This window comes from Pontibacillus yanchengensis (assembly GCF_009856295.1).
In the GTDB taxonomy this organism is placed as follows: domain Bacteria; phylum Bacillota; class Bacilli; order Bacillales; family BH030062; genus Pontibacillus; species Pontibacillus yanchengensis_A.
Window position 1 is genome coordinate 139,785 of the sequence record NZ_WMEU01000004.1, and the last position, 24,677, is coordinate 164,461.

Annotated in this window: 26 protein-coding genes, 1 pseudogene and 1 riboswitch; of the genes and pseudogenes, 19 read left to right on the forward strand and 8 right to left on the reverse strand. The window is 39.9% G+C overall.

What is annotated here, in order from left to right; all coding sequences use genetic code 11:
- Positions 1 to 124: 124 nt before the first annotated feature.
- The 5 genes and pseudogenes from GLW08_RS13265 (at position 125) to GLW08_RS13280 (ending at position 5,577) form a co-directional block, all read left to right on the forward strand.
- Positions 125 to 1,852, forward strand: coding sequence for a nitrilase-related carbon-nitrogen hydrolase (locus GLW08_RS13265; RefSeq protein WP_160849130.1), 1,728 nt, complete (start codon positions 125 to 127; stop codon positions 1,850 to 1,852).
- 188 nt (positions 1,853 to 2,040) lie between these two features.
- Positions 2,041 to 3,357, forward strand: a pseudogene (locus tag GLW08_RS13270) (alkaline phosphatase); the annotation flags it as partial.
- Positions 3,358 to 3,420: 63 nt separating this feature from the next.
- Positions 3,421 to 3,795, forward strand: coding sequence for an S-layer homology domain-containing protein (locus GLW08_RS21935; RefSeq protein ID WP_337193946.1), 375 nt, complete (start codon positions 3,421 to 3,423; stop codon positions 3,793 to 3,795).
- Between the two features lie 176 nt (positions 3,796 to 3,971).
- Entirely contained in the window at positions 3,972 to 4,907 is a 936-nt protein-coding gene (locus GLW08_RS13275; protein ID WP_337193939.1) for a DMT family transporter, read from the forward strand.
- 106 nt (positions 4,908 to 5,013) lie between these two features.
- A complete protein-coding gene (locus GLW08_RS13280; RefSeq protein WP_160849132.1) occupies positions 5,014 to 5,577 on the forward strand; it encodes a cysteine dioxygenase in 564 nt (187 codons plus the stop codon).
- Between the two features lie 94 nt (positions 5,578 to 5,671).
- On the opposite strand, the gene GLW08_RS13285 is transcribed toward GLW08_RS13280, so the two are convergent.
- Positions 5,672 to 5,983 (reverse strand): hypothetical protein, encoded by a 312-nt coding sequence (locus GLW08_RS13285; RefSeq protein ID WP_160849133.1) that lies wholly within the window; start codon positions 5,981 to 5,983, stop codon positions 5,672 to 5,674.
- A 146-nt stretch (positions 5,984 to 6,129) separates the two neighbouring features.
- Here GLW08_RS13285 and GLW08_RS13290 point away from each other — a divergent pair, with 146 nt between their 5' ends.
- The 4 genes from GLW08_RS13290 to GLW08_RS13305 all read left to right on the forward strand — a co-directional run bounded on the left by GLW08_RS13290 (position 6,130) and on the right by GLW08_RS13305 (position 8,793).
- Complete coding sequence (locus tag GLW08_RS13290) at positions 6,130 to 7,041, forward strand: hypothetical protein (RefSeq protein ID WP_160849134.1); 912 nt, start codon at positions 6,130 to 6,132, stop codon at positions 7,039 to 7,041.
- Positions 7,013 to 7,498 carry a flavodoxin domain-containing protein gene (locus tag GLW08_RS13295; RefSeq protein WP_160849135.1) on the forward strand — a complete coding sequence of 162 codons (486 nt, stop codon included), beginning with the start codon at positions 7,013 to 7,015 and terminating at the stop codon, positions 7,496 to 7,498. Before GLW08_RS13290 ends, GLW08_RS13295 begins: the two co-directional genes overlap by 29 nt.
- A gap of 86 nt (positions 7,499 to 7,584) precedes the next feature.
- Positions 7,585 to 8,328 carry a threonine/serine exporter family protein gene (locus tag GLW08_RS13300; RefSeq protein WP_160849136.1) on the forward strand — a complete coding sequence of 248 codons (744 nt, stop codon included), beginning with the start codon at positions 7,585 to 7,587 and terminating at the stop codon, positions 8,326 to 8,328.
- 18 nt (positions 8,329 to 8,346) lie between these two features.
- The gene (locus GLW08_RS13305; protein ID WP_160849411.1) at positions 8,347 to 8,793 is read left to right on the forward strand and encodes a threonine/serine exporter family protein; all 447 of its coding nucleotides are present in this window, start codon (positions 8,347 to 8,349) and stop codon (positions 8,791 to 8,793) included.
- 129 nt (positions 8,794 to 8,922) lie between these two features.
- Here GLW08_RS13305 and GLW08_RS13310 read toward each other — a convergent pair whose 3' ends face one another.
- From GLW08_RS13310 to cidR, 4 genes are all read right to left on the reverse strand, one after another.
- On the reverse strand, positions 8,923 to 10,317 hold the full coding sequence (locus tag GLW08_RS13310) for a hypothetical protein (protein WP_160849137.1): 1,395 nt from the start codon (positions 10,315 to 10,317) through the stop codon (positions 8,923 to 8,925).
- A gap of 98 nt (positions 10,318 to 10,415) precedes the next feature.
- Positions 10,416 to 10,790, reverse strand: coding sequence for a hypothetical protein (locus GLW08_RS13315; RefSeq protein ID WP_160849138.1), 375 nt, complete (start codon positions 10,788 to 10,790; stop codon positions 10,416 to 10,418).
- Positions 10,791 to 10,800: 10 nt separating this feature from the next.
- Positions 10,801 to 11,319, reverse strand: coding sequence for an acyl-CoA thioesterase (locus GLW08_RS13320; RefSeq protein WP_160849139.1), 519 nt, complete (start codon positions 11,317 to 11,319; stop codon positions 10,801 to 10,803).
- Between the two features lie 468 nt (positions 11,320 to 11,787).
- Positions 11,788 to 12,684: a cidABC operon transcriptional activator CidR gene (cidR, locus tag GLW08_RS13325; protein ID WP_160849140.1), complete on the reverse strand. Its 897-nt coding sequence runs from the start codon at positions 12,682 to 12,684 to the stop codon at positions 11,788 to 11,790.
- Positions 12,685 to 12,885: 201 nt separating this feature from the next.
- Here cidR and GLW08_RS13330 point away from each other — a divergent pair, with 201 nt between their 5' ends.
- The 10 genes from GLW08_RS13330 to GLW08_RS13375 all read left to right on the forward strand — a co-directional run bounded on the left by GLW08_RS13330 (position 12,886) and on the right by GLW08_RS13375 (position 19,786).
- Positions 12,886 to 13,272 (forward strand): hypothetical protein, encoded by a 387-nt coding sequence (locus tag GLW08_RS13330; RefSeq protein WP_160849141.1) that lies wholly within the window; start codon positions 12,886 to 12,888, stop codon positions 13,270 to 13,272.
- A gap of 80 nt (positions 13,273 to 13,352) precedes the next feature.
- Positions 13,353 to 13,667: a helix-turn-helix domain-containing protein gene (locus tag GLW08_RS13335; protein ID WP_160849142.1), complete on the forward strand. Its 315-nt coding sequence runs from the start codon at positions 13,353 to 13,355 to the stop codon at positions 13,665 to 13,667.
- Between the two features lie 440 nt (positions 13,668 to 14,107).
- On the forward strand, positions 14,108 to 15,211 hold the full coding sequence (locus GLW08_RS13340) for a hypothetical protein (RefSeq protein ID WP_160849143.1): 1,104 nt from the start codon (positions 14,108 to 14,110) through the stop codon (positions 15,209 to 15,211).
- 36 nt (positions 15,212 to 15,247) lie between these two features.
- Positions 15,248 to 15,835 carry a signal peptidase I SipW gene (sipW, locus tag GLW08_RS13345; protein ID WP_160849144.1) on the forward strand — a complete coding sequence of 196 codons (588 nt, stop codon included), beginning with the start codon at positions 15,248 to 15,250 and terminating at the stop codon, positions 15,833 to 15,835.
- A 59-nt stretch (positions 15,836 to 15,894) separates the two neighbouring features.
- Positions 15,895 to 16,731 (forward strand): TasA family protein, encoded by an 837-nt coding sequence (locus tag GLW08_RS13350; RefSeq protein WP_160849145.1) that lies wholly within the window; start codon positions 15,895 to 15,897, stop codon positions 16,729 to 16,731.
- 62 nt (positions 16,732 to 16,793) lie between these two features.
- On the forward strand, positions 16,794 to 18,287 hold the full coding sequence (locus GLW08_RS13355; RefSeq protein ID WP_160849146.1) for an LPXTG cell wall anchor domain-containing protein: 1,494 nt from the start codon (positions 16,794 to 16,796) through the stop codon (positions 18,285 to 18,287).
- 110 nt (positions 18,288 to 18,397) lie between these two features.
- The gene (locus tag GLW08_RS13360) at positions 18,398 to 18,574 is read left to right on the forward strand and encodes a hypothetical protein (RefSeq protein ID WP_160849147.1); all 177 of its coding nucleotides are present in this window, start codon (positions 18,398 to 18,400) and stop codon (positions 18,572 to 18,574) included.
- On the forward strand, positions 18,555 to 19,232 hold the full coding sequence (locus GLW08_RS13365; RefSeq protein ID WP_160849148.1) for a class D sortase: 678 nt from the start codon (positions 18,555 to 18,557) through the stop codon (positions 19,230 to 19,232). Before GLW08_RS13360 ends, GLW08_RS13365 begins: the two co-directional genes overlap by 20 nt.
- A gap of 70 nt (positions 19,233 to 19,302) precedes the next feature.
- Positions 19,303 to 19,434, forward strand: a complete 132-nt coding sequence (gene sinI / locus GLW08_RS13370) for a DNA-binding anti-repressor SinI (protein WP_160849149.1) — start codon at positions 19,303 to 19,305, stop codon at positions 19,432 to 19,434.
- Between the two features lie 25 nt (positions 19,435 to 19,459).
- Entirely contained in the window at positions 19,460 to 19,786 is a 327-nt protein-coding gene (locus GLW08_RS13375; protein WP_160849150.1) for a helix-turn-helix domain-containing protein, read from the forward strand.
- Between the two features lie 77 nt (positions 19,787 to 19,863).
- Here GLW08_RS13375 and GLW08_RS13380 read toward each other — a convergent pair whose 3' ends face one another.
- From GLW08_RS13380 to GLW08_RS13390, 3 genes are all read right to left on the reverse strand, one after another.
- The gene (locus tag GLW08_RS13380) at positions 19,864 to 20,691 is read right to left on the reverse strand and encodes a 5'-methylthioadenosine/adenosylhomocysteine nucleosidase (protein WP_160849151.1); all 828 of its coding nucleotides are present in this window, start codon (positions 20,689 to 20,691) and stop codon (positions 19,864 to 19,866) included.
- 33 nt (positions 20,692 to 20,724) lie between these two features.
- Entirely contained in the window at positions 20,725 to 22,500 is a 1,776-nt protein-coding gene (gene ade, locus GLW08_RS13385) for an adenine deaminase (RefSeq protein ID WP_160849152.1), read from the reverse strand.
- Positions 22,501 to 22,673: 173 nt separating this feature from the next.
- Positions 22,674 to 22,775: riboswitch (purine riboswitch) on the reverse strand.
- A gap of 354 nt (positions 22,776 to 23,129) precedes the next feature.
- On the reverse strand, positions 23,130 to 24,662 hold the full coding sequence (locus tag GLW08_RS13390) for an AbgT family transporter (RefSeq protein ID WP_160849153.1): 1,533 nt from the start codon (positions 24,660 to 24,662) through the stop codon (positions 23,130 to 23,132).
- Positions 24,663 to 24,677 lie beyond the last annotated feature (15 nt).

Below are 24,677 nucleotides of genomic sequence, written 5' to 3' on the forward strand. Positions count from 1 at the left end.
ACGGGTAGGGTTGAGAGCAAGAACTTGTTTATGTCCTATATTAGAAGCAAGTTGTTGAATCTTTTACACGTGTTTCATTCTCAAGTAGTATATACGTAAACGAATGGAAAATGGAGGAGAATGCATGCCACAACAGCAGAGAAAGATAGCTGCGATTCAATTCAATCCGAAGTTAAACCGTCGAAATGCCAATATTAAGGAATTGAATGGGTTAGTCCGTGAGGCAGCTGAAAATGGAGCAGAGCTGATTGTAACACCAGAGATGGCTACAACAGGGTACCATTATCTTGATCGTTCTGCTATATCCCCATATGTTGATACAATCCCTGGACTTACCACAGCTCAGTTCAGTGAAATCGCTAAAGCATATCAGACTCATATTGTCATTGGAATGGCTGAGTTGGATAGTGAAACAGGTCTCTATTATAATTCGGCAGCGTTGGTTGGACCTGAGGGATATATTGGAAAGTACCGAAAAATTCACCAGTGGGTGGTCGAAAATTACTGGTCCTGCTGGGGGGATATTGGTTGTCCAGTATTTGAAACAGAAATTGGGAATATAGCGATGATTATATGTCAGGACGCAACGTACTTGGAGTCTGTTCGTCTTGCTGCAGTAAATGGAGCGGATATCCTATGCTTTCCAACCAATTCTTCAGGAGCATCTATCTCAATGCTTCAGCATTGGGCAGAAATGAATGGCCTCTATATTGTGAGTGCGAACCGGTCAGACAAAGAAGAAGACTTTAATATGATAGGGGCTAGCGCTATTTGGGCACCTAACGGCGAAAAGATTGCAGAAGCTCCGTTCACGAGTGAAGTTACAGGATGTTCCCCTTCTATACTCTATGGAACTATTAATACGAGTGACTACCAGAATCACGCTAAAAGTAGAATGCTGGAACGAAGAATGGATGCGTATAAAGAACTCATGCTTTTTTTAGGTCCGTGGGATTATACGAAAAATACACATTCTCGATCGATAAAGGCAGCTACTCTCCAATATGAACCAATCATTGGGGATAAACAAGCTAACCTTAGTAAGGTAAAAAAACTGGTTAGAGAAAAAGTGGAGGGTGACGTCAATTTAATTGTCTTGCCAGAGCTTTCCTTAATTGGACCAGTAAAAACGATTAGAAAACAAGACATTCATCCTTTTGCAGAAACGGATGATGGCCCCACTATACAGGAAATGAAGCAGCTAGCACGTGAGGTAGAAGCACATATCGTGTTTGGATTTGCTGAACAAGAAATGCCCCACTTTTATAATGCAGCCCTATTAATCAGTCCACAAGGAGAAGTAATTGGCAAGCATCGTAAAATTCATTTAAATGAACAGAATGATAAATGGGCTACACCAGGTGATCGAATCTTCGTGACGCCAGTGAATGGATTTGGGCGTGTTGGGATGATGATTGGGTATGATGCCACGTTTCCAGAAGTTGCCTCTGTATTAGCGGTGAAACGAGCAGATATGATTTGTATTCCAGCGAGTTGGAGTGGAGAACACGGTGTGGAACTATCTATGAACCAACAGATATTTCCGCGACCGTACCCAAAAGGGACCGTGTCTACTTGGGATGCAGTGGCTAAAGGAGCGCAGGCTTATACGATTGTATCGAATTTTGTGGGCACTTCTATAGAGTTTAAAGGACGAAGTGCAATCTACAATCTTGATCAAAATTATGTTCATGATCAAACGGTCATTGCTTCTGATAGCCAAGAGGAAGTATTAGTGAATCAATTCCATACAATGAAAACAGACTGGTGGTTAAATCAAGAAAAATTAATATTAACGAGACGAACATCTTATTACAAACCACTTGTTACGAAAGTCCCTCCCTTTTTATAGAGAGTGGGATAATAGTACTGACAATATTTTCTCAAATTTGACAATTTTACACGAAATTTACGAAAAATTAAAATAATTGAAGTGCTCTCATGTTATTCTTACAACTGTATTCAAAATATGGGAGGGGAATTTCATTGCGAAAAAATAAGCTATCCTTGAAGGTATTGTCAATTGCTGCGGTAACGTCAATGGTACTTAGTGGATTTACGGGAGTATCATCTGTAAGTGCAGATGATCATATGGACAAGAAACACAAGGAGAACAAACATCATAAGATTGAAAATGTTATCTTTTTGATTGGTGACGGTATGGGGCCTGCTTATACAACGGCCTATCGTTACTTAAAAGATGACCCATCTACAGAAATGATGGAGCCTACTGGTTTTGACCCATACTTAGTTGGAATGCAAAAAACAAACGCGGATGACCCTGAAGAGAACATCACAGACTCTTCAGCAGCAGCGACGTCGATGTCATCAGGCATTAAAACGTATAATGGTGCTGTTGCAGTTGATAATGATGAGTCTGAAGTAGAGACAGTTCTAGAGCAAGCAAAAGAAAACGGCAAATCTACAGGGCTTGTGGCAACGTCTCATATCAACCACGCGACGCCTGCTTCCTATGGTACACACAATGTAAGTCGTAATAACTACAATGAAATAGCAGATGATTATTATGATGAATTGATTGATGGGGAGCATAAAGTCGATGTCCTTCTTGGTGGCGGAACGAACTATTTTGACCGTGAAGATCGTGATCTTACAAAAGAGTTCCAAGAAGACGGTTATAGCTATGTAACGACAAGTGAAGAGCTAGAAAACGATGACAATGAGCAAGTAATCGGTTTATTCGCACCTGTTGGTCTTCCTAAAATGAAAGACCGTACAGAAGAAATCCCATCCCTAAAAGAAATGACAACAAGTGCAATTGATCGACTGAATAAAGATGAAGACGGCTTCTTCCTAATGGTAGAAGGAAGTCAAATTGACTGGGCAGGTCACGGAAACGATATCGTGGGTGCTATGAGTGAAATGGAAGACTTTGAAAAGGCCTTTAATGCAGCAATTGAATTTGCGAAAAAGGACAAGCATACATTAGTTGTGGCTACAGCTGACCACTCCACTGGTGGGTTAAGCATTGGTCGTGGTGGACCTTACAAATTTGATCCACAGGCAATAAAAGATGTGAAGCGAACTCCAGACTTCTTTGCTGAAAAGATTGAGAATGGCGCAAATGTAAAAGATATCTTGAACGAATACACAGAATTTGAAATTACCGACGAAGAAGCCCAATCTGTAGAAGAAGCGAAAGAACAATTAGATGAGAATAGTTATGCTGTGTCCGATGCAGTTGCAGAAATCTTTAACGTTCGTGCTCGTGCAGGCTGGACTACGGGCGGCCACACAGGGGTAGACGTACAAGTATATGCATACGGTCCTGGTAAAGAAATGTTCATGGGTATGACGGATAATACCGATCAAGCTAAGAGCATCTTCAAGGTGCTAGAAAATGACAAGGCACGTGATGACCATGGCAAAGATGATGACGATGATAAGAAGAAAGACCACGTGAAATTCAAAGACTTCGATAAGGACGACTTTGGTTTCAAAGAAGTACAAGATCTAGTCATGAAAGATATTATCCATGGTTTCATGGACAATACATTCAAACCACAAAATAAAATCACAGTACGCCAAGCGGAAATTCTACTTGAAAACTCCACAGATGAAGAAGTAGAAGTAGAAATGGAAGGCGACTTAACGTTTGGAAAATTAGCTGAACTTTTCGTAGATACGCTAGACCTTGGCGAAACTGGTTCTTTTGAAGAGAATGTAGAGACAATGAAAGATGCTGGTATCTTCACAGAAGTGGAATATACAGCAAACGACAACGTACCTCGAGTGAAGTTCTCTATTTTCCTTCATAGAGCTTTAAATAACTAATCTAATAATCTGTAAGTCTAGCCTCAGACTATATTGTCTGGGGCTTTTCTAATGATGTGAATCACTCAAAGAAAGGGCTCTTATATCAGGAAATCTTATGTTCTCCTTACTCCCTTTGTTCTATTGAATTTAGACAAGCATAGGATGATAACAACATAGATTTAAGTGGAAAGGGTATGCTTGTTATGATTTCTAATAGAGCGAAGATTGCAGCCTCTTTGTATGCAACGATGTCGATTAGTTTCTGGGGCATTTCGTTTGTCTCCACTAAAGCAGTCCTCGATAAGCTCGATCCCTACACACTACTAGTGATTCGATTTGGGATTGGTGCTTTGTTTTTATGTTTATTATTACTTCTTACGCGCTCCCCTTTAAAGATCCCACTCCCCTACATACCACATCTCATCGTACTTGGGATTATTGGTGTTTTCGTCCATCAAATTTTGCAAGCAACTGCCTTACTTACGATTCACGCTTCTGATGCAGGGTGGTTAATCTCGTTTTCTCCCGTCTTTACCGTTATCCTGTCGATGATTTTTTTACATGAGAAAATCACATTACCTAGAGCTGCAGGGATAATGCTAGCCGTCTTTGGTGTTCTTCTTGTAACGACCTCTGGAAATGGACAATCTCTTCACTTTGCTTTGAATATTGGGTATGTGTTAATGATTTTAAGTACATTAAATTGGGCCGTGTACTCTGTACTGTTGAAGCGTTTGAGGATTCCTCTCCCCTCTCTTGTCATTACGTTTTATATGAGTTTGCTTGGTTTTGTCCTAACGCTTCCTATTCTTATTAAAAAGGAAGGCTGGGTCCAACTTTCTTCCTTAACTTCTGTAGAGTGGGCTCATTTATTATTCTTGGGAATTTTTGTTTCAGGAGTAGCGTATTGGTACTGGGGGAAGGCCCATGAGGTGTTAGAAGCATCGCAGGCATCTGTGTTTATGTATCTTGAGCCTGTCGCCACGTTAATCGCTGCGATTTTCCTATTACAGGAGAGGATATTCCTCATAAGTGTGCTAGGAGGAATCATAATCATAATAGGGGTCGTACTTGTAAATGCACAGCGGAGTTTGGTGTTGCAGAATGTACCTTGGAGAAAGCGGAAATAGTGGTGTAGCATAGCTGAATCTCTCCTGAAAAATATCTAGCGCAATCCACGGCAGGCTCAAGCAAGTCTTAGTTGTCTCGAATGTTGCCAATAAAGGAGGATGTAGCATGACGTTGAATGACCGGATGAACAATATATTGGGTGACCTACAATCTCCCTCCTCAGAGGAAGTTAGAGCAGCATTATTAGCTTTGAATGTGTCATTGAAGGATTTGCAGGAATACCTAGATACAGCTGGTCCTAAGCCATACTATCGTAAGTTGCTATATCAAAACGAACAGGTAGAACTACTTGTGATGAACTGGTCTGAATTAGAATGTGCTCCACATGATCATGGCCATTCGTATGGATGGATTCAGGTGATTAGAGGGACATCAGAAAATACCATATATGAAGTGAACGGAAATCAGATTCCAGAAGAATTGTTTTCTATGAATGAGTCAGAAAGAAGTGTGTTTTTTGCTCCGAAAAAAGGCGTTCATAAAATGAAGGGAACTAGTGATGCAGGACTTGTAACGCTTCATTTATATGCCCCACCTATTACTGGTATGAAAGTGTATGACTTGGAGACCTGTGCGGCATGTGTTGTATCGGATGATTGTGGAGCTTGGTGGCCAGATGAGCAAAGGCAGAAGGTTAGAGAAATTAAGTTAAAGCAGAAGAATGATTAGAAAAGTTAGCTAGTGGATATATTGTTATTGAATTGGAAAAAGGAAGGTATCATCCCAAATAGATGATACCTTCCTTTTTCTTAGTATAGCCGATTTATAGTGGAGCTAGCTTGAATTTCGTTTCATCCAAGTTCCATACATCATCGAAGGAATTCGAATACACTGTGAAATCCAGTTGTTGGCCTATTTCATACTTCTCCACTCGATCAACTGGTACTTCGAATACCTTGCCATGTTGATCTTCGTTATCAGGTGCGACGGTTTTAACTAATAGAATATTTTGATCTGTAACCTTTTCAATCACATATACAGGAAAGTTATGGATGATGGTGTTCTCGCTGTCTTTCCAACGCTTAAAAGTAATAGCATTAACGATTTCAACTAGAAAAGCAAATAGGGCGTACATGTAGACACTCCTTGTATGTCATTTTCCTCATTTTAACATATGGTTTGAAAGTTCACGATACTGCCATATTACCTTATATGAGACAAGCATCTACTATGGTATAACAAAAGGGAAGAGAGTCTTTTGTATAAGGGGGAAAGGGAGAAGTGAAGTACAAAAAATCGATAACGACTCTTGTACTGGTGATTGCTTGTTTAGCTTTTGTAGCTACTATTGTTGGTATTTTTGCAAGTGGAGGTGCTGGGCCTAAGGAGATTCAAACACTTCATGATGAAGTCATTACCTTACATGGAAAAGGATTGTATCAGTTTGATTCTGTTAGCGGCGCTTCTCAAGTTATAGCCCAGGATATTGTGACGTTGTGTTTAAGCATCCCCTTGCTGTTGCTATCTTTAATTTGGTACAAAAAGGGAAGCATAAAAGGACGACTTATGCTCGTTGGAACGCTCAGTTATTTTTTATACACCTATGCCTCGTACGCTTTCTTGTTAATGTATAATCCTCTTTTTTTACTCTACGTCATTCTGTTATCAGCTAGCTTTTTTGCATTTACGTTAGTCATGGTGTCTTTTGATTATGAGAATCTGCACACATACTTCCACAACAACTTACCTACAAAATTAATTGGCGGCTTTCTGTTCTCCCTCTCCTTTTTATTACTGTTCTTATGGCTTGGACGAATAGTACCTCCTCTAGTTAACGGAGGGGTTCCTGTTGGTCTGGAACATTATACGACACTTGTTATTCAGGTGCTTGACCTAGCTTTTATTGTCCCTGTTGCTATTGTGGGAGGGATATTAGTCTTGAAGCGAAATGGGATTGGTTATTTACTAGCAACCATTTTAATTGTAAAAGGTATTACGATGTTAACGGCCATCACTGCGATGATTATCAATCAGGCCAGAGCAGGCATACCTATGACAGTAATGGAATATGCACTGTTTCCTGTTTTTAATATTGTCGTTATATATTGCTTATATGTCTTGCTGAAACATGTTCAGGAACCACGAATACCAGGAGGGATCATGGATGAAAACACTAATCTTGTACGCAACTAAATATGGTAGTTCTGAGAAAGTTGCTCATCGACTAGCGCCAAAACTACCTGGTGATGTACAGACGGTTTCCATTATGAAAGAGACTCCACCATCATTAACATCGTATGAAACAGTTATATTGGGTGGCTCCATCTATATGGGTGCCATCCAGAAACAGTTAAGCAACTATGTGAATGAACATTTAGAGGAGCTCTTAGAGAAACGAGTCGGACTGTATATTTGCGCAGGAGAACAAGACCCAGAAGTGAGATCCAAGGAATTGGTGGACAGCTTCCCGAAATCTTTATATGAACATGCTATTGTGAAAGAGATTGTAGGACACGAATATCATTTTGATAAAATGAATCTGGTCGAAAAGCTTATGCTGCGTATGAAGGGGATAAAAAAGAGTTGCTCCGCTCTTTCTGATGAAAGCATTGATCATACGGCACATATGATGGCTGAAACTCGTCGTTAGTAACTAACGGCGAGTTTTTCTTGTGTTGATTCCCATCACCTATTTAGATACACTAAACATACTGTTATATGAATTGAGGTGACCGCGTGGAGCGTACAGAGGACTTAATTGAATTGTGTTTATTAATAGGGAAAATGATGATGCAAAATGGAGCGGAGACCTATCGTGTGGAAGATACGATGACGCGGATTGCCCAATCTTTTGGACGGGATGAAGCACAAAGTTATGTAACCCCTACCGGGATTGTGTTTACGATTAGCCCTGGTGCCCCTGCAAAATTGGTAAGGATCTCAGATCGAGCGACAAATCTCGAAAAAGTAAAGCTTGCGAATAATGTCTCTAGAAACATTACAAGTGGAGACATGTCTATTCAGGAAGCGTATAAAGAGCTTAGAAAAATTGAAACCAGTCCTACCGATTATTCCATGCTAATGCAAATCATCGCTGCTACGTTAGCGAGTGGTTTCTTTAGCATCATGTTCCAGGGGAGTTGGTACGATTTCCTACCAGCTTGCATAGCAGGAGGGCTAGGATTTATTGCATTAATTAATTTTATTCGATTGTTTGAAATAAAATTTGTTGCTGAATTCATTGCCTCGTTGATGATTGGTTTTACGGCCTTTTTTCTTTTTTCATTAGGTATTGGGGAGGAAGTTGATAAGGTAGTTGTTGGTTCTGTCATGCCGTTGGTACCAGGTCTGCTTATCACCAACGCCGTAAGGGATTTGATGGCAGGTCATCTTATTTCAGGACTCGCCAAAGGGGCGGAGGCCTTTCTAACGGCATTTGCGATTGGGGCAGGTATTGCTGTTATGTTTGCACTATTTTAGAGATCGTGAGGAATGACTATGTTGATTGAACACATCATAGCAAGCTTTTTTGCATCAGCTGCTTTTGGAATCATCTTTCAAGCGCCAAGAAATACGCTCATCAAATGTGGCCTCGTCGGCATGATTGGCTGGGTCATTTACATATCCTTAGTGTGGGAAGAAGTCGATAGTGTCCCTGCTACACTCATCGCCTCCTTTGTGATTGCCATGGTCAGCCAGATGCTTGCACGTATGTACAAAACGCCTATGATTGTATTTAGCGTAGCGGGAATTATCCCACTCGTACCAGGTAGTCTTGCGTATGACGCGATGCGAAGCTTTGTGCAAAATGACTACAGCCTCGCTATCTCCATTGCGGCGAAAGCATTTATGATATCCGGAGCGATTGCGTTTGGGCTTGTGTTCTCGGAAGTGATTAATCAGATTTTGAAAAAGATGAGAAGAACAAAAGCGCAAGTGAGGTGATGGTTGGACCTCACTTGCGCTTTTTTTGGTTTGCGAGCATAATTTGAACTTTGCGATCAATTTTTAAAATTTCAGAGCAATTTTCTCGATTTCGGATCAACTTTTAACATTTCGGAGCATCTACCGAATTTATCCGTTCTTCACCATATCCACATACAATTGCTGATACGCTTTCGCCTCGTGGTTCATGCCGAGCTCATTATACAGTTTCGACAACCACTTCACTGGTTTCGGATTTTGCTCATTGAGCTCCATTTCCCAACTGAAGCACTCAATCGCTTGATTTAGTTGATTGAACTCGTAATACAGTTCGCCCAGCTGCAGTTGTTTGTTTGGATCGTCCTCGAGTTCCTGGATTTGATCCACTTTTGCTATCGTTTGTTGTGCTTCTGGTACATCTCGCAGTGGGTTGAGCCATTGCTGGATATACGAAATGCTGTGTTCTTTCATCAGCATTCGAATCGCTTTTTGCAACAAGGCCTCGGCTTGCCTTGGTATCGTGGTGAAAAGTGAGCCAATCACCGTATTTAATTCTTCTATAGATACAGAGCTTGATTCCAAATCAATGTGGTCGACGATGTGATCAAATGTTTTGACCTGAGAAGGATGCAGTTCTATATGATGCGTTGCAATCAGCTTCAGCGCTCTTTCAGGCTGATCCTGTTTCAAGTACGTATCCAGTATATCCTGTTGGAGCGGTTCAAGATTAGGTGCACGCTCATATAAGTCTTCTAGCAGACGAATCAATTCATCACTCTCGAAGTGAACTTTTATCTTTTCGTGGATTGCTTCATATAATTCATTGGTTTGCTGTTTGTTAAATCGGTCGATGGAAAGGGCTATGTCATCAATCCAGCGTCCTTGTTGTTGGAGGAAAGTGGACAGCTGGTTAAACCGTTCAGGGGTGTCACGGTTCTCATATAAAAATTGCTCGACGTATATTGGGTCTTTTTCAAAAAGGGAGGCATCTAAGTTTTCGTAAAGCGGTGCGTATTTTTTAAAATCTAGTTCGCCGGCAAGTGATTTCACCCAGCTGTGTGTTGGCGCAAAGGCTTGTGCTACTCGATAAATACGATAGCAAGCATACATTTTCCCAGAGCGACGATCCTCGTTATAAAGCGTCTTAATAAATTTCATGAGCTGTTCTTTTTTAATAAAGGATTCAAAAAAGGTCGCAATGAGTGTTGTTTCCTGGAGAGTGTGTTGCTTTTGAAGCTTCGGAAAAAGGTCGTTGAAACGGTGCTTTTTATAAGGTCCAGATGCAGCTATGATGGCATCGATGAGTGGGTGAGGAGCACGGAAGGTAACGCCATGTTCGAAGGCATTTGCAGCATGAGAATTGGGCTTTAGCTCTTTGGCTTTTACGGTGTTGATATACGCATCTTTGTAAAAGAACAAGTAAAAGAGCTGTGCTTCCGCATCTCTAGCCTCGATGATTTTGCTTTGTTTATAAATGGTCATACGTTCTAAGTTGAACGTGTAGGTGTGTTTTTGATCTTTAACAGAAATCGTTGTCGTGGACATGGAATCCCTCCTATTGGTTACCTTGAGGTTATCATAATTTACTTTTTTTAGCACGAGAAAAATAACCCAGGTCTTAGGTTGGCCTGGGTTTAGGATTCTTATTTAATAATGGTTGAACCTTTAATTTTCTCAGGCTTCGCACCTAACACTAGCAGGCTAATCTTAGGATATCCTACTTTTTGGTGGTTTATGAAAAGTTGTTGAACATAGGCAAAATCGCTGTCTTGTTTTAGCCTCTCTATTTCCTCATGATATAACTCCAATACTGAGCTTTTTACGTAGGTTGGGGTATGATTACATGGGTCATCGTCCATTAACAGACATCCCATATAATGATACTGAATTTGCAGTTGGCGAGTTAGGCTTACGACATGAATTAATTTTTCGTGAAGCTTCGGTTCCGTTGATATCAACTGTTCGATAGCTGCCTTTGCGTCATACAATTCGTCAAGACTACTTAACTTTGTCATCATGGCTCCTCCTTTATTCATCCCACGGTTTTAACAAGGTAATATGTTCCGCTAACTCTTTACTTTCTTTCCGTCTCGTCTTTCTTCGTTCAGCACGTTCATTGGCAGATTCATATAGGAATTTTTCTTCCTCTGTTTGTGGTATGACAGATGGTACTTCCACTGGATTTTTATCATCATCAAGGGCTACGAAGGTTAAAAAAGCCGTTGCGGCAACACGGCGATCCCCGTTAATCATGTCCTCTGCAATCACTTTGCAGAAAATCTCCATCGATCTTTTTCCAGTAGAGGAAACAAACGATTCCACACAAACGGAATCAGATTGATGAATCGGATAGAGAAAATCAATCGAGTCGGTTGAGGCCGTCACACATTCGCGGACTCTTGAGTGTCTACGGGCAGATAACGTAGCGCAGTTATCTAATTTTTTCATCAATACACCACCGAACAGCGTATTGTAATTGTTCAGGTCACTCACTAATACTTGATCGGTACTAACAATTAAGCTTTCTTTCGCTCGCTTTGCTTCCATCTTACCTCGGTCCTTTCTTTATGCATGATTTCTATTGGTTCTAGGTAAGACATGTCTTTTCAAACAACGTTGTTTATTACAATCACAGTATAGCCCCGCGAGAAGCTCATGGTAAAATGGTTATCTTTCATGGCACTCATAGACGTTATCTATGTAATGGCTTTCACTTATGTATATTGGCTATGAAAAAGAAAAGCGGAAGCGCCCGTTTACCGACGTATGTGCTGCGGTCCACACGACGTGGGTTGGTTCAATGTTGCTGCGTGATGCAGCGATTTTAATCGAAATTTCCCCAAAATCCGGAGGAGATAAAGGAAACACGAAAACATGCGTGATTTGATGTTGACTTATCATACGGAGGCGAGGGAAGCACACTAGTCGCTGGGCGCTGGAGCTAGAAATCTAGGAACCACACCTATCCTGACTATAAAAAAGACAGCTCTGAATCCAGGGCTGTCTAATGTATGTTTATGCATTTGTTGTGTCATCTGAAAGCTTATCTTGCGTGAAGCGTAGCCATTCTTTTGTTGCATAGGAAAGATATTGATCCTTTTGCCAAATCATAGCCAGGTGATACGGAATAGAAGGGTTCGTTACATTGATTGTAACCAAATTACGTTGAAGATGGTTGCAAATGCTTTCCGGAAGCAACGCTACACCTAAATCAGAGGCAACCATTTCTTCAATCAAGTACCACTGAGAGCTTTCCGAAATGATATACGGATTAAACCCAGCCTGATTGCAAGAAGATAAAATGCGGTCATGCAGTACAAATCCATTATTGAACATAATGAAAGCTTCTTGACGTAACGCTTCTAATTCTACCTCTTGTCGATGCGCTAAGGGGTGGGAAGGCGGAACGACAAGTTTAATATCTTCCTTGATAAACGGAAAATAATGAAAAATATCCTCTTGCGTAGGTAACACAACAATTCCAATATCCAATTGATCCTGTCTCACATCATCCTCCACCCGTTTCGAACCATCCTCCACAAGTTGAAAGGTGATATTCGGATATTGGTCATGAAAGCTACGCAACAAGTCCATGAATTTGTGAGAATCAATAATCGGGGGCAAGCCTATGCGAATATGCCCTTTATTAAGTCCCAATAAGTTATCCACTTCCGTTTCTAAATTCTGAAAGGCTTTATCAATCGTTTGCGCCTGCTCTAAAATAATACGCCCCGCATCGGTGAGAACGAGCTGCTTTTTCGACCGATCAAACAACTCCACACCAAGATCCATTTCCAAATTTTTAATCATCTTACTAATCGTCGGCTGTGTTATAAACAAATGTTCAGCTGCCTTTGTAAAACTGCTAAAACGGGACACTTCAATGAAGTATTGTAGGTGTCGGATATCCATAGGTTCACCTGCTTTGTAGATTAAGTACTAATTATACTGTTTCATAGAATAATAAGATTTGTCTAGAGACTAGGTTAATAGGCTAGTTTTTAAGAATATATCTTTCTTTTTGATAGAAAAAATTCTATAATATATATAATTTAATGTTCTTTAATGAGAACTTTATGGAATCTTATAAAGAACGAAGGTGATGATAAAGCCATGCAAACAGAGTTGAAAGGCAAGCTCACGATTGAGGAATGCTATGGGAAACAGGTGAAAACGAAGCCTAGTATCATTCTTGTAACAAAGGTACAGCCAACTATTATACAATTTCGAAGTTCATTGATTTTGCCAAAAGGGGAAGAAGTAACGTACCGTCTTCAGTTTCAATACAGCCATGAAGTGTTAACGCTAGAAGGAAATATTCTAGATATAACAAGAGTACAGAACCACGGATTTCTCTATACGTTTCGGTTAAAGGAGGAGGGTACAGCCCAATTAAATAGGCTTGTAAATATCCTTCATAATCTGGAGAAATACAAGGAAACGATTCGAATAAACGCATTTCTGAAAAACTCCAATAAAGAACGGAGTCATATTTTTTGATCTAATGTTCTTTATTGAGTACGTTCGTTGTAGCGGCTGAAGTCGAGGGGGAATTTACGAAATATAAAGGAGAAAAGCTTATGAATGGAGAGAAAATAAAAGACTTACGAACAAAGCGAGGACTCTCCTTAACCGAGTTATCGAGAGAATCAGGTGTATCCAAATCCTATTTGAGTTTTCTGGAACGAGGCATGCAACAGAATCCAAGTATCGAAGTTATTGAAAAAATAGCCCATGCCTTGAAGGTAGACGTTCATACTGTTCTAACAGATGAACGACAAAGAGGATCTAGTATGAGTGAGCTTGACTATGATGTATTGGAACTGGCAAGAGAACTGAAAGAGATTAATGTAGATAAAGAAAAGCTTCGGAAGTTGATTGAGTTGATGAAATAGGCGTTGTAGATAAGTTTTAGTGTCGTTCTTTTTATAGGACATAATGTTCTTTATAAAAAACAAAAAAGTAAGGAATTAAAAGGAAACGGAAGAAAACAAGAGTTATGACGTTCTCTATTAAGAAAAATGGGCAGATTTGGAATTTTTCTTTTTAAGGAAAGGCTTATATACTCATAAGTGTAAGTTCGATATAAAGAACAAAACAGAACGACAAAAGCAAGAGTGAGAAGGGGGAGATTCCTCTGGAAAAGAGATCAAAGCGTATCAAAAGAGAACAAAAAAATAAAGCTAAAGAATCTCTACAAATTGCGAAAACCTTAACATCAGGAATAGCACTTTCATCATTACTTATTAGCAGCATGTCTTATCTGACATCTACTCCAACGTATAGTCAGTTTAATGATGTGGAGAGAGTAACAGGTCAGGTGGAAGCTTGTAAGGTGTTTCCTGGAGCTGTTGAGAATGAGCTTGAAGAGTTACAGAGAGAGATTGATCATTTATATAAATTATTGGAAAACCTTTTCGATCTTAAGTTCGGTAACCTTACTGTTAATAGCAATATTGATGTAACAAATGATGCAAATTCAGAGGAGCTCTATAAAGCAACAGATAGAGTTTCTAATAGAATCCACTCCTATCAAAACAACTTACAAGATGTAATAGAAAAGTTACATAAAGTTATAAAGTTAAAGATTCAAATTAGTAATCAGATCAAAGAAGTCAGCAAAACAGTTGATCAAATTCATCACATGACTAAAGGTAACTTTTCAGATTGCTTAGATATAGAAAAACATGTTCTATGGAACGATGTTAGTAAAATCCTTTTGAAATGTGATTTAGATATTAATACTAATAGCCAATCAATCAGGATGTCGTCCTTTTCAAGGAATGCCAAATCTTCATCATCTAATGAAAGTTATTCTCTATCAGATAATAAGTTACTAAATCGTATTAACGATATGATGAATGATCTTAAAGATCAAGAAGAAGAATTAGAATCCTCAATTGGAAAGCTGAAGAACAAAAAAGAAGATCTTGAAAAGAAAGCTAAAGCTAAGGAAAAAGAAGAAGAGGAAGCTACAAAAATAGAGGAAGAAAATTCTGAACAGGCAAATGAAGAGAATAAGAAAGAAAAACAAGAGACAGTAGTAGATAAAGAACCATCTACAGATAAAGATGGTAGTAAAACTTCTCAAAGAGAAGAAGTAAAGAAGAAGGATGTTAATAAAAAAGAACAAAATGCTCCTAAAGAAGAGCAAAAAACACCAAGTACTTCTGATACTGATAAAGAAAAGTCAAATACAGAAAAAAACAAACAAAAAACAAACAAAAAATCAAATGAACCAGAAAAGGAAGCTACTTCTGATTTTAATAAAGAATCAATAGATAAAAATGAATCTAAGAAAACTGAAGGTAGTTCTGAAAGCAAAGTAATAAGAAAAAAACCTTCTGATGAAGAGAAATCAAATAAAGAAGAAGTAAGTAACGAAACCGTAGATGAGAGTAAACAAAATGATAGTTCTAAATCATCCAAGGCTGAGTGACTAGCCACAAAAATTATAGAAAGGATGTGAAAAGTAATGTCATGGAAAAAGTCCCTTTCTATGTTAGGGAGTACCTTGAATATTCTTTTATTTATAGCGATGGTATGTATGATTTTTGTTGTTATTACTTCAAAAGCATCTGGTGGAGAACCTAATGTTTTTGGATATCAATTAAAAACAGTTTTATCAGGGTCAATGGAACCAACTTTTAAAACAGGGTCAATAATTGCTGTGGAACCCATAGAGGGAGATGCGAAAAAGCAACTTAAAGTTGGAGATGTCATTACATTTGTAAAAGAGGATAACACATTGGTTACTCACCGTATCCTAGAAGTTAATGGAGGAGAGAATGCAGTTACGTATCATACAAAAGGTGATAATAATGACGCTGCAGATGTGAAGCCTGTATTGGCAGAAAATGTAGTAGGTAAATATGCCGACTTTACCATTCCATATGCGGGACATGTGATGAAGTATGCAAATTCCAAAGCTGGAAGCATAGCATTAATGATTATCCCGGGAGTTTTATTAATTCTATACTCAGTAGTTTCAATTTTTAGATCATTTAAAGATTATGAAAAAAGCATAGTGGAGAAGAACTCCGCTAACAACGAAAGTTTGTAACTCCTTATCTACATAAGGGTTCAAAATAAAAAAATATAATTTTATTAGGAGGATGAAGAATGGGAATTAAATCAAAATTGGCAATGGGTGTTATGACAGGGGCTCTAGGATTATCATTAGTTGGTGGGGGAACTTGGGCAGCATATAACGATACTGCTACTATTAACAATACTTTTGCATCTGGTGAGTTAGATTTAGTAGTAGGGAAAAGTTCCAATAAGCCCATTAGTTTTGACTTATCTAACCTAAAACCAGGAGATAACATTCAAAGAATTTTTAAGTTAAATAATGCAGGTTCTTTAGCAATTAAAGAAGTACTTTTAGATGTAACAGCTGATAATTTTGTTGATGGTAGTGAAGATGGTAGAGATAGCTATCTACAAGGTTTCCTTGGTCAATTTGAGGTTGATTTTATGCAAGTTGACGGAGAATCTTCACAATGGGAGCCAAGAAATAATGTTGTTATGAATAATGAGAAACTAACATTACAAGATCTTGTGAATAATGATTTGTCTAAAGTTAAACCAGCATATAAAAATGGAGATAGAATTAATCTAGCACCATTAACTGTAGCACCAGGTGCTGAGGTGGAAAAAGGTTTACCAGTAGATCCAGCAGATACAGATGAAGTATTTATTCAAATTACATTTAAAGATGATGATACTAGGGTAGCAGGTCCTAACTCTGAGTTTGTCCAAAATAAATTCATGAATGATAGTGCTAAATTCTACTTTAACTTAGAAGCAACTCAGTGGGATGGTGTTCATGTAGATACTCCTAATGGAAATGGTGAAGTGAATAACGGTGTTCAAGGTTCTGCCGATGGTTCTAATATGCCTTCACCGATAACTAAATCCAAAGATAATGGAAATGGCGATGAAGTTGTAGATAATTAAGAAAAATTTGAGGTGGGCTTACCCCACCTCTTTTAATATAAAGACATAATGAGGTAAAAATCATGATAAAACTAAATAATCTAATTAAGTTTATTTCGGTTTATTGCTTATTTATGCTATTACTTAATGTCATTATCCCTTATGGAGAAACAGGGGCTACTACTAACTCTCCAATAGTTAATATTTCTACATTACCCCAAGATCATTTATTCCAAATAAGTAACATTAAACCTGGTGATACAATAAATAGAACAGTAAAGGTTAAGAACGATGGTAATACTGATTTTTACTATAATCTATCATCTGAATACAAAAGCGGTTCGGAATTATTTTATAAGCAATTATTATTAAAGGTTTCACAAGGTGATAATATCCTTTTTAACAAAAAATTGAGCGAATTTACAGGTTTAGAAGCCAGAAGTCTTTCTGCTTTTGAAAGTGAAGATCTATCGATGAAGGTTGAATTTCCTTACGAGTCTGGAAATGAATTTCAGGGATTAACTACGTCAGTAGCCTTCACTTTTGTAGCAGAAGGTAAAGGAACCCCACCGCCACCAACATCATCAGATCCTAACCTAGACATAACACTATCCGGCTCGTGTGAACTAGCAACTGCCACCTTCGAAAACAATAGTAAAAAACGCTCCACTATCAAACCTACTTACGAACTACGCTATTCTGAAACAGATAACTTCACTACTTCCGAAAAGATAGAGTTAGAGAATCAAAAATCCATAAGCTTGAAAAAAGGTGAAAGTGATTCTATCAATTTCACTCCTACTAAGACAGGCTATTACAAAATATCTGCTAAGCATGCAGATGGGAAAGAGCTTAGCAATGAGTTGTATGCGGATATGACAGATTGTGATAACCCGCCACCGGAGCCTCAAGTGGACGTTGAGTTGTCTAGTTTGTTCTCAGGAACGTGTGAGGAGATGACATTGTCGTACACCAATGAGAGCGACTCTGATGTAAGCATTTCTCCTTCTTATGAAGTGTATTGGAAAGAGTCGGGGGATGCGAAGCAGGGTGTGAAAATTACACAGTATGATCAAACGGATAGGTTCTCTGTTGATCAAGGTGACTCGCATACATTGACGATGAAACCGGAGCTTCCAGGAAACTATGTTGTGAAGACGACATATGAACTAGATGGGGAGACGGTTGAAATGTGGAGTGAGTCTGTCACTATTCCAACCAATTGTGATAGTGATGTACCTGAGGACCCAGAAGATCCAGGGGACCCAGGTGATGAGACACCTGAAACGCCAGATAACCCTGGAGATGAACCAGATGAACCGGGTGACGATGGTGATCCTGAGCAGCCAGGTGAGCCTGGTGATGGAGATGATGGGAAACCAGATGAACCTGGTGAACCAGGAGATGGGGACGAAGGGGACACACCTACACCTTCTTCAGAGCCAACACCAGAGGATGGTTCGCTACCTCAAACAGGCGAGGCAGCTCCGACTGCATTTTATATCATTGGTAGCTTGCTCATGCTTGGTGGAGCTACGCTATATGGCATTACGTATCGCAGACGAAAAATAGAGTAGCATGTATATTAAATCAAAGGAGTATTTATGAAAGTAGATACTCCTTTTTCTTTTACATAGTTGAAATCATCAAGAAGGGAGAAATATATCTTTTCTAAAGGAGGAAGAGAATGTTTCGTAAAGAGTGTTCTTACTGTCGGAAGTCATCTTTTGGTAGCGATGATAGAGGGGAGTGGGTTTGTCCTTATTGTTCCAAGGATTTAACGTTACAGTCTGTATTACCTACTCACGTAAATCCAGATACAAAGGTTATTGTGGAAAGTTCATTTGGAAGGGAGAAAGAATAGGTTATCTATTCGTTCGCTTATGAAATGGATAGCATTGCTCTTTATTGTCATTGGTATCGGTGTGATTAGTTTTCCGTTTGTACAAAATCAGTATGTTGCTTATGAACAAGACAAGCTCCTTCATCAACTGGAAGCGGAAGAAGGGCAAGAGGTTTCTGGTGAAGAGTCGCTTCCTCAACGGTATGAAGAGCTAAACGCTATACTTGACCAGGAGGCAGCTTCAACAACCTCACCTGAAACAAAGGAGAAACCCTCTAAGAACTTGATCGGAAAAATGGAAATCTCCGCTATTAATCTGGAGTTACCCATTTTGAATGGGGCTAGTATGGAAAATTTGAAAGTAGCTGTTGGTCGTCTTTCTGGGACTGGTATTCCTGGTGAAGTAGGGAATACAGCGTTAGCAGCGCATCGAAGTTATAAGTATGGAAAGCTGTTTAATCGACTAGATGAGGTTAAGATAGGTGATTCCATAAACATAGAGACAGGCAATCACACATATGCTTATCAGGTGGAGAACGTCTTTCGTGTGTTACCTACCGATTTATCTGTTTTGAAGCAACCAGAAACAGGTTCAATACTTACGTTAATTACTTGTGACCCCATACAAGATCCTACACATCGACTCATTGTTCAGGCTTCTTTAGTCAAGACTTCATAAACGTGGTGCTCATCATGAATGTACATATGTTTTCTCTACTCAACCTTGAAATTTAGGAGGCTACATGTATATGAAAATGGAAGAAAAGAAAGCATTGGACCTAGATTGGATTAGACTCGTACAACAAGCAAAAGCATTAGGGTTTAGCATCCAAGACATACGCTTGTACTTAGAAAAACAAAGCCAGGTCACGCGCTCTTAACTATTCTAGACCAGGAGGTTACACGATGTTTGGGGATCGATTCAGACATTTTCGCTACCAAAAGCGAATGTCCTTAGATGAGATAGCGGGAAGGACTGGAATACCAAAGCCTATTTTGAAAGAAATCGAAAAAAATGCTATTCCGAATCCCTCCGTGTTTATTAGGAATAAGATTGCAACTGTATTGGAGATTCCTTTGGATCAAATGCTTGATTCATCTAGTTCTAATACATATGAGGAACTGGATGAGGAGTGGTTGAAGGTTGTAAGGGAAGCAATGGAATCAGGGATATCGAAAGAGGAGTTTAGTGAGTTTTTAGAGTTTTATAATGGTGGTATGATAGATGAATAACCCGCAAGGCTAACGAATCTATAGCCTTGCGGGTTATTGTTTTTCAGCTCGTAGATATCTAGCTCCAGCGCTTTTCCTTATTCCATACGCTCCAGCATGCCTTTGATAATCGTAGTAGAGTTATCGATAGCTTGTGCTTTGAATTCTTCCCATTTCATAACCGCTTCTTCGCCGGCGTCATCGGAAGCGGAGCGGATGACGATGTACGGGACGTCGTTTAGGTGGGCAACTTGGCCTACGGCTGCACCTTCCATTTCCACAACATAAGCGTTAAATGTATCCAAGATCCATTGTTTCTTTTCTTCGTTGGCGATGAATTGGTCGCCTGATGCGATGCGTTGGGTGAATACTTGTGTTTTTTCTGGTAGTTGTTTGGCTGCTTTTTCGGCTAGCTTGACCATTTGTTCATCTGCTTTGAAATACCCTTTCTCTAAGCGGGGGATGATGCCTGGTTCAAAACCTTTTGCCGTTTCATCCATATCGTGTTGGACGGTATCTTTTGAGATGACAATGTCACCAAGTTCCACATCAGGATGTATTGCCCCGGAAATACCAGAGTTGATTAGCTTGTCGACGCCAAATTCATTGATAAGTAGCGTAGAAGCCATCGTTGCGTTCACTTTGCCGATTCCAGATTGTACGAGTACGATAGGTTGGTCTTTCAATGTACCTTCAAAGAACGTCATGCCTGCGATATTTTTTTTATTTTCAACCGTCATGTCCTCTTTTAACGTTTTAATTTCTTCTTTCATTGGTCCGATAATGCCGACTGCTTTCTGTTCTTCTTGTTTTTCTGATGATGCTTCTGCGTTGGCTTGCTCGTTTTGTTGCTGTCCGCATCCGATGAGTGCGACGGATAAGACGAGTAGGATGAGTGCGTGTTTGCTTAGAGAAATAAATTTCATTGGGAAAACTCCTTCTAGATGTATGATTTATATCTAATCGGATGGGATAACATCCGGATTATTAGTTGGTTGTGCTTCTACTGGAATATGGGTGAACCGTTCCACATCAAACAGGCCCGTGTCTGTCAGTTTTATGGAAGGAATGACAGGTAAGGTTACAAAGGACATCGTTAAAAATGGATCAAACGTGTTTGCAAACCCAAGTCTAGTAAGTGCCTGATGAATGTCATGGAGCTGGTTGTTCACCACATCATATGGTTGTTCAGACATAAGGCCTGCTACAGGTAAAGGCAATTGTGCCTCTACCACACCATCTTTGACGACTACCAGTCCGCCATGAATAGTTTTTAAAGCTTCAATAGCAGCAAGGATATCTTCATCATTCGTGCCGGTAGCAACGATATTATGGGAATCGTGAGCAATGGTTGTTGCGATTGCGCCTGATTGAAAGCCAAATCCATTCACAATACCTACGCCTATGTTGCCTGTATTGTGGTGACGTTCAACTACAACGAGCTTTTGTTGGTCCTTCTCTACAGAAGGGGAAAAGGAGCCATCGACAACATGTACAGTGTCTACGATCTTTTTCGTCACTAAATCATTCGGAGTGATTTGGATGATGGATGCAAATGCTTGATTCTTTATTGGAATGCGTAAGTCATCCACTTTCATTTCAGGTGCGTGAACGGTATCCGTTAGCTTGGCTGGGGCAGGTTCTGCAGTGGATTCATTACCAACGTATGAGCCATTTTTCGCAACTAACCGCCCACCTTTATACACCTCATGAATATCAATGGTCTCCAGATTATCTAGTAATAAAAAATCTGCCTCATAGCCTGGCGCTATAGCACCTTTTTGCTTGAAGTCATAGCACTGAGCGGCGTTCAAACTTCCCATTTGGATTGCTTGAATAGGAGATAGGCCTAATTGAATGGCTAATCGAACGTTATAGTCAATGCTTCCTTCTTCAATCAGATCATCTAAGTGCTTATCGTCTGTACAAAAAAGGCAACGATGAGTGTTTTGCGGTGTAACAGCTCCGATTAGGGAGGTAAGGTCTTTGGCAACAGAGCCTTCTCGAAGCATTAAATACATGCCTCGTCTCAAGCGTTCACGCGCGTCCTCTTCCTTTTTGCACTCATGGTCCGTCATCACCCCTGCTGTACGGTAAATGTTGATGGCATGGGTGTCTAAACCTGCGAGATGCCCATCAATATGGTTACGATGTTCATTGTTTTGTAAAATCTTATCGACAATCCAGTCAGCACCATTTTGCAAGGAAGGATAGTCCATTACTTCCGCTAATCCATGTACGCGTGAGTGGGCATAAAACCCTTTTAAATCAGTAGATGCAAGGGTTGCTCCGGTATTCTCAAAAGGAGTTGCGGGTACACAGGACGGTAGCATAAACCTACTGTCTAGTTCCAGTTGATCTGAATTCTGTAGCATGTAATGGATTCCAGATGTACCAGCTACATTGGCGATTTCATGTGGGTCCGTTACGACAGTGGTGACCCCATGGGGAAGGACTACTTTTGCAAACTCATTGGGGGTTAGCATGGACGATTCAATGTGCACATGCCCATCAATAAAAGAGGGGGAGACATAACTATTTTGAGCATCGATAACCGTTTTTCCATCATAGTTCCCAACGCCAACAAAAATACCTTCACATATGGCGACATCCCCCTCCACGATCTCCCCGTTGAACACATCGACAATGCGTCCATTTTTGATGACAAGGTCAGCAGGAATTGTCTTGTTGGCTACAGCAATCTGTTTTTGAAATTGATTTTTGTTGTGAGTCATTCCCATTCCTCCTTTTGAAATCTAAAGCGCAAGCGCTGGGCGCTGGATGTGTCTCCATTGCACCTATATAAACCAGTTAAATTGTTAATTCCTATACAAAAAAACTCCAGGTGTACCGAACACCTGGAGTTTGACAGAAAGGGGGCAAAGGATAGACGTATATCGATATACGTCAGGTCTCAACCCCCTCTCGTAGTCAAACCATTTACGGTAGTTTGGTAGAAACTTATGGACCATATCTCCAAGATTATACGTCGGGATTTCATAATAATATTTTTGCTTAAAGTTTAATTAATATTCTAGGCAACGCAGATCGTGATTGTCAATATTCTTTTTAAACAAAGTGAATCCAGAGCTGTGGTAGCTCTGGATTCATTAGTTGTGTGATGACTTGTATATAACGTAATAAGTTATAGAGGCCACGTCCAGCTGCAGCGCCCAGCGACTAGCAAACTTCCTGCATCTCCTTACGATGAGTCAACATCGAATCGCTACCGCTCGTCGTGTTTTCTTTCGGTCTACACGACGTAGGTTGATTCGATGTTGCTACGTGATGCAGCAGTTTAATCGAACACCCTATAATGCATACTTAGGAAAGTTTGTACGTCGTTAAACGGGCGCTTCCACTTTTACTGAAGGTACATATGAACGCCTGGTCCAAATGGAATACCAAGCAATGCGAATGCTAATAGAAGCACGATCCATACACCTAAGAAGCATAAACTGTACGGCAACATGAGCGAGATCAGTGTACCGAGTCCAGCCTTTTTATCGTATTCTCGCATGAAGGCGAGGACGATAATGATATATGGGTTCATTGGTGTAATGATGTTTGTAGATGAGTCTGCGATACGGTATGCAGCCTGGATGAAGGCTGGGTGATAGTCTAATAGATAGAACATTTTAATAAATATTGGTGCTTCTAGTGCCCATTGTGCGGAACCACTAAAGACAAGTAGGTTCATTAGGGCAGTTAGGAAGACGAAGCCAATGATGACCGGAATACCTGTCATATTCATAGCTTGTAGCGCGTTAGCACCACTTACGGCAATCCAAGTACCGATGTTTGTCCAATCAAAGTATGCGATAAACTGAGCGGCTGCGAAGATTAGTACGATAAAGCCGGACATATCTTTCATGGCCTCTCCCATGAATTTGGACACGTCTTTACCACTTTCAAGCTTGCCAACTGTTTTACCATACGTAACACCAAGTACGATGAAGAAGAACAAGATGATTGGGATGATTCCGTCTAAGAAAGGGGATGGAACCAAACCGCCATCTTCATTACGTAATGGAGAACCTGGCCACGCAATGGCAAGGACAAGAAGAGCAATATAGCCTAATCCAGCAAAAGTTGCGTTACGAAGGCCTTTTTTCTCAAGAGGCGTTGAAGCCTGCATTTCGGAATTCATGTCACCTTCGTATTTACCCAAACGAGGTTCAATGATTTTTTCTGTTACAAGTGCACCTGTAACAGAAAGTAAGACAACGGATACGACCATGAAGTAGTAGTTATCCACTGGTGTTACGACAACACTTGAATCAAGACTTTGCATCACTTCTGTTGAAATACCTGATAGTAACGCGTCTGTTCCTGCAATAATAATGTTTGCTGTAAAACCAGATCCAACCCCGGCGAAACCAGCTGCAAGACCTGCTAATGGATGACGGCCAATCGTGTAGAAGACCATCGCTGCAAGTGGTGGAACGATAACGAATGCAGCGTCTGAAGCTAAGTTACCTAAAATACCTACAAAGATGACAGCGTATGTTGTTAAAGCTGTAGGAGCTTTCAAAATAGTACTTTTAATCGCTGTTTCTAACAATCCAACTTTATCAGCTAGTCCAATGCCTAGCATCATCGCTAATACGAGTCCAAGTGGCTTAAATCCAGTAAAGTTCGTGAGCATGGACGTTAGTATATATTTTAGCCCTTCACCTGACACTAAACTTTTAATTGGAACAATCTCACCTGAGCCAGGTTGTTTAACCGTTACGCCAAAGCTTGATACAAGCCATGATAGAAGTATGATAAATAATGCAAGATACACGAACAGCATGAACGGGTCAGGAAGCTTGTTACCTGCTCGTTCAATAAAGTTTAAAAACCTCGACATTCCTTTGCTTTGTTTTTCTTGAGAGTGCTCTTCTGTAGCCATTCTTTTCACCCTTTC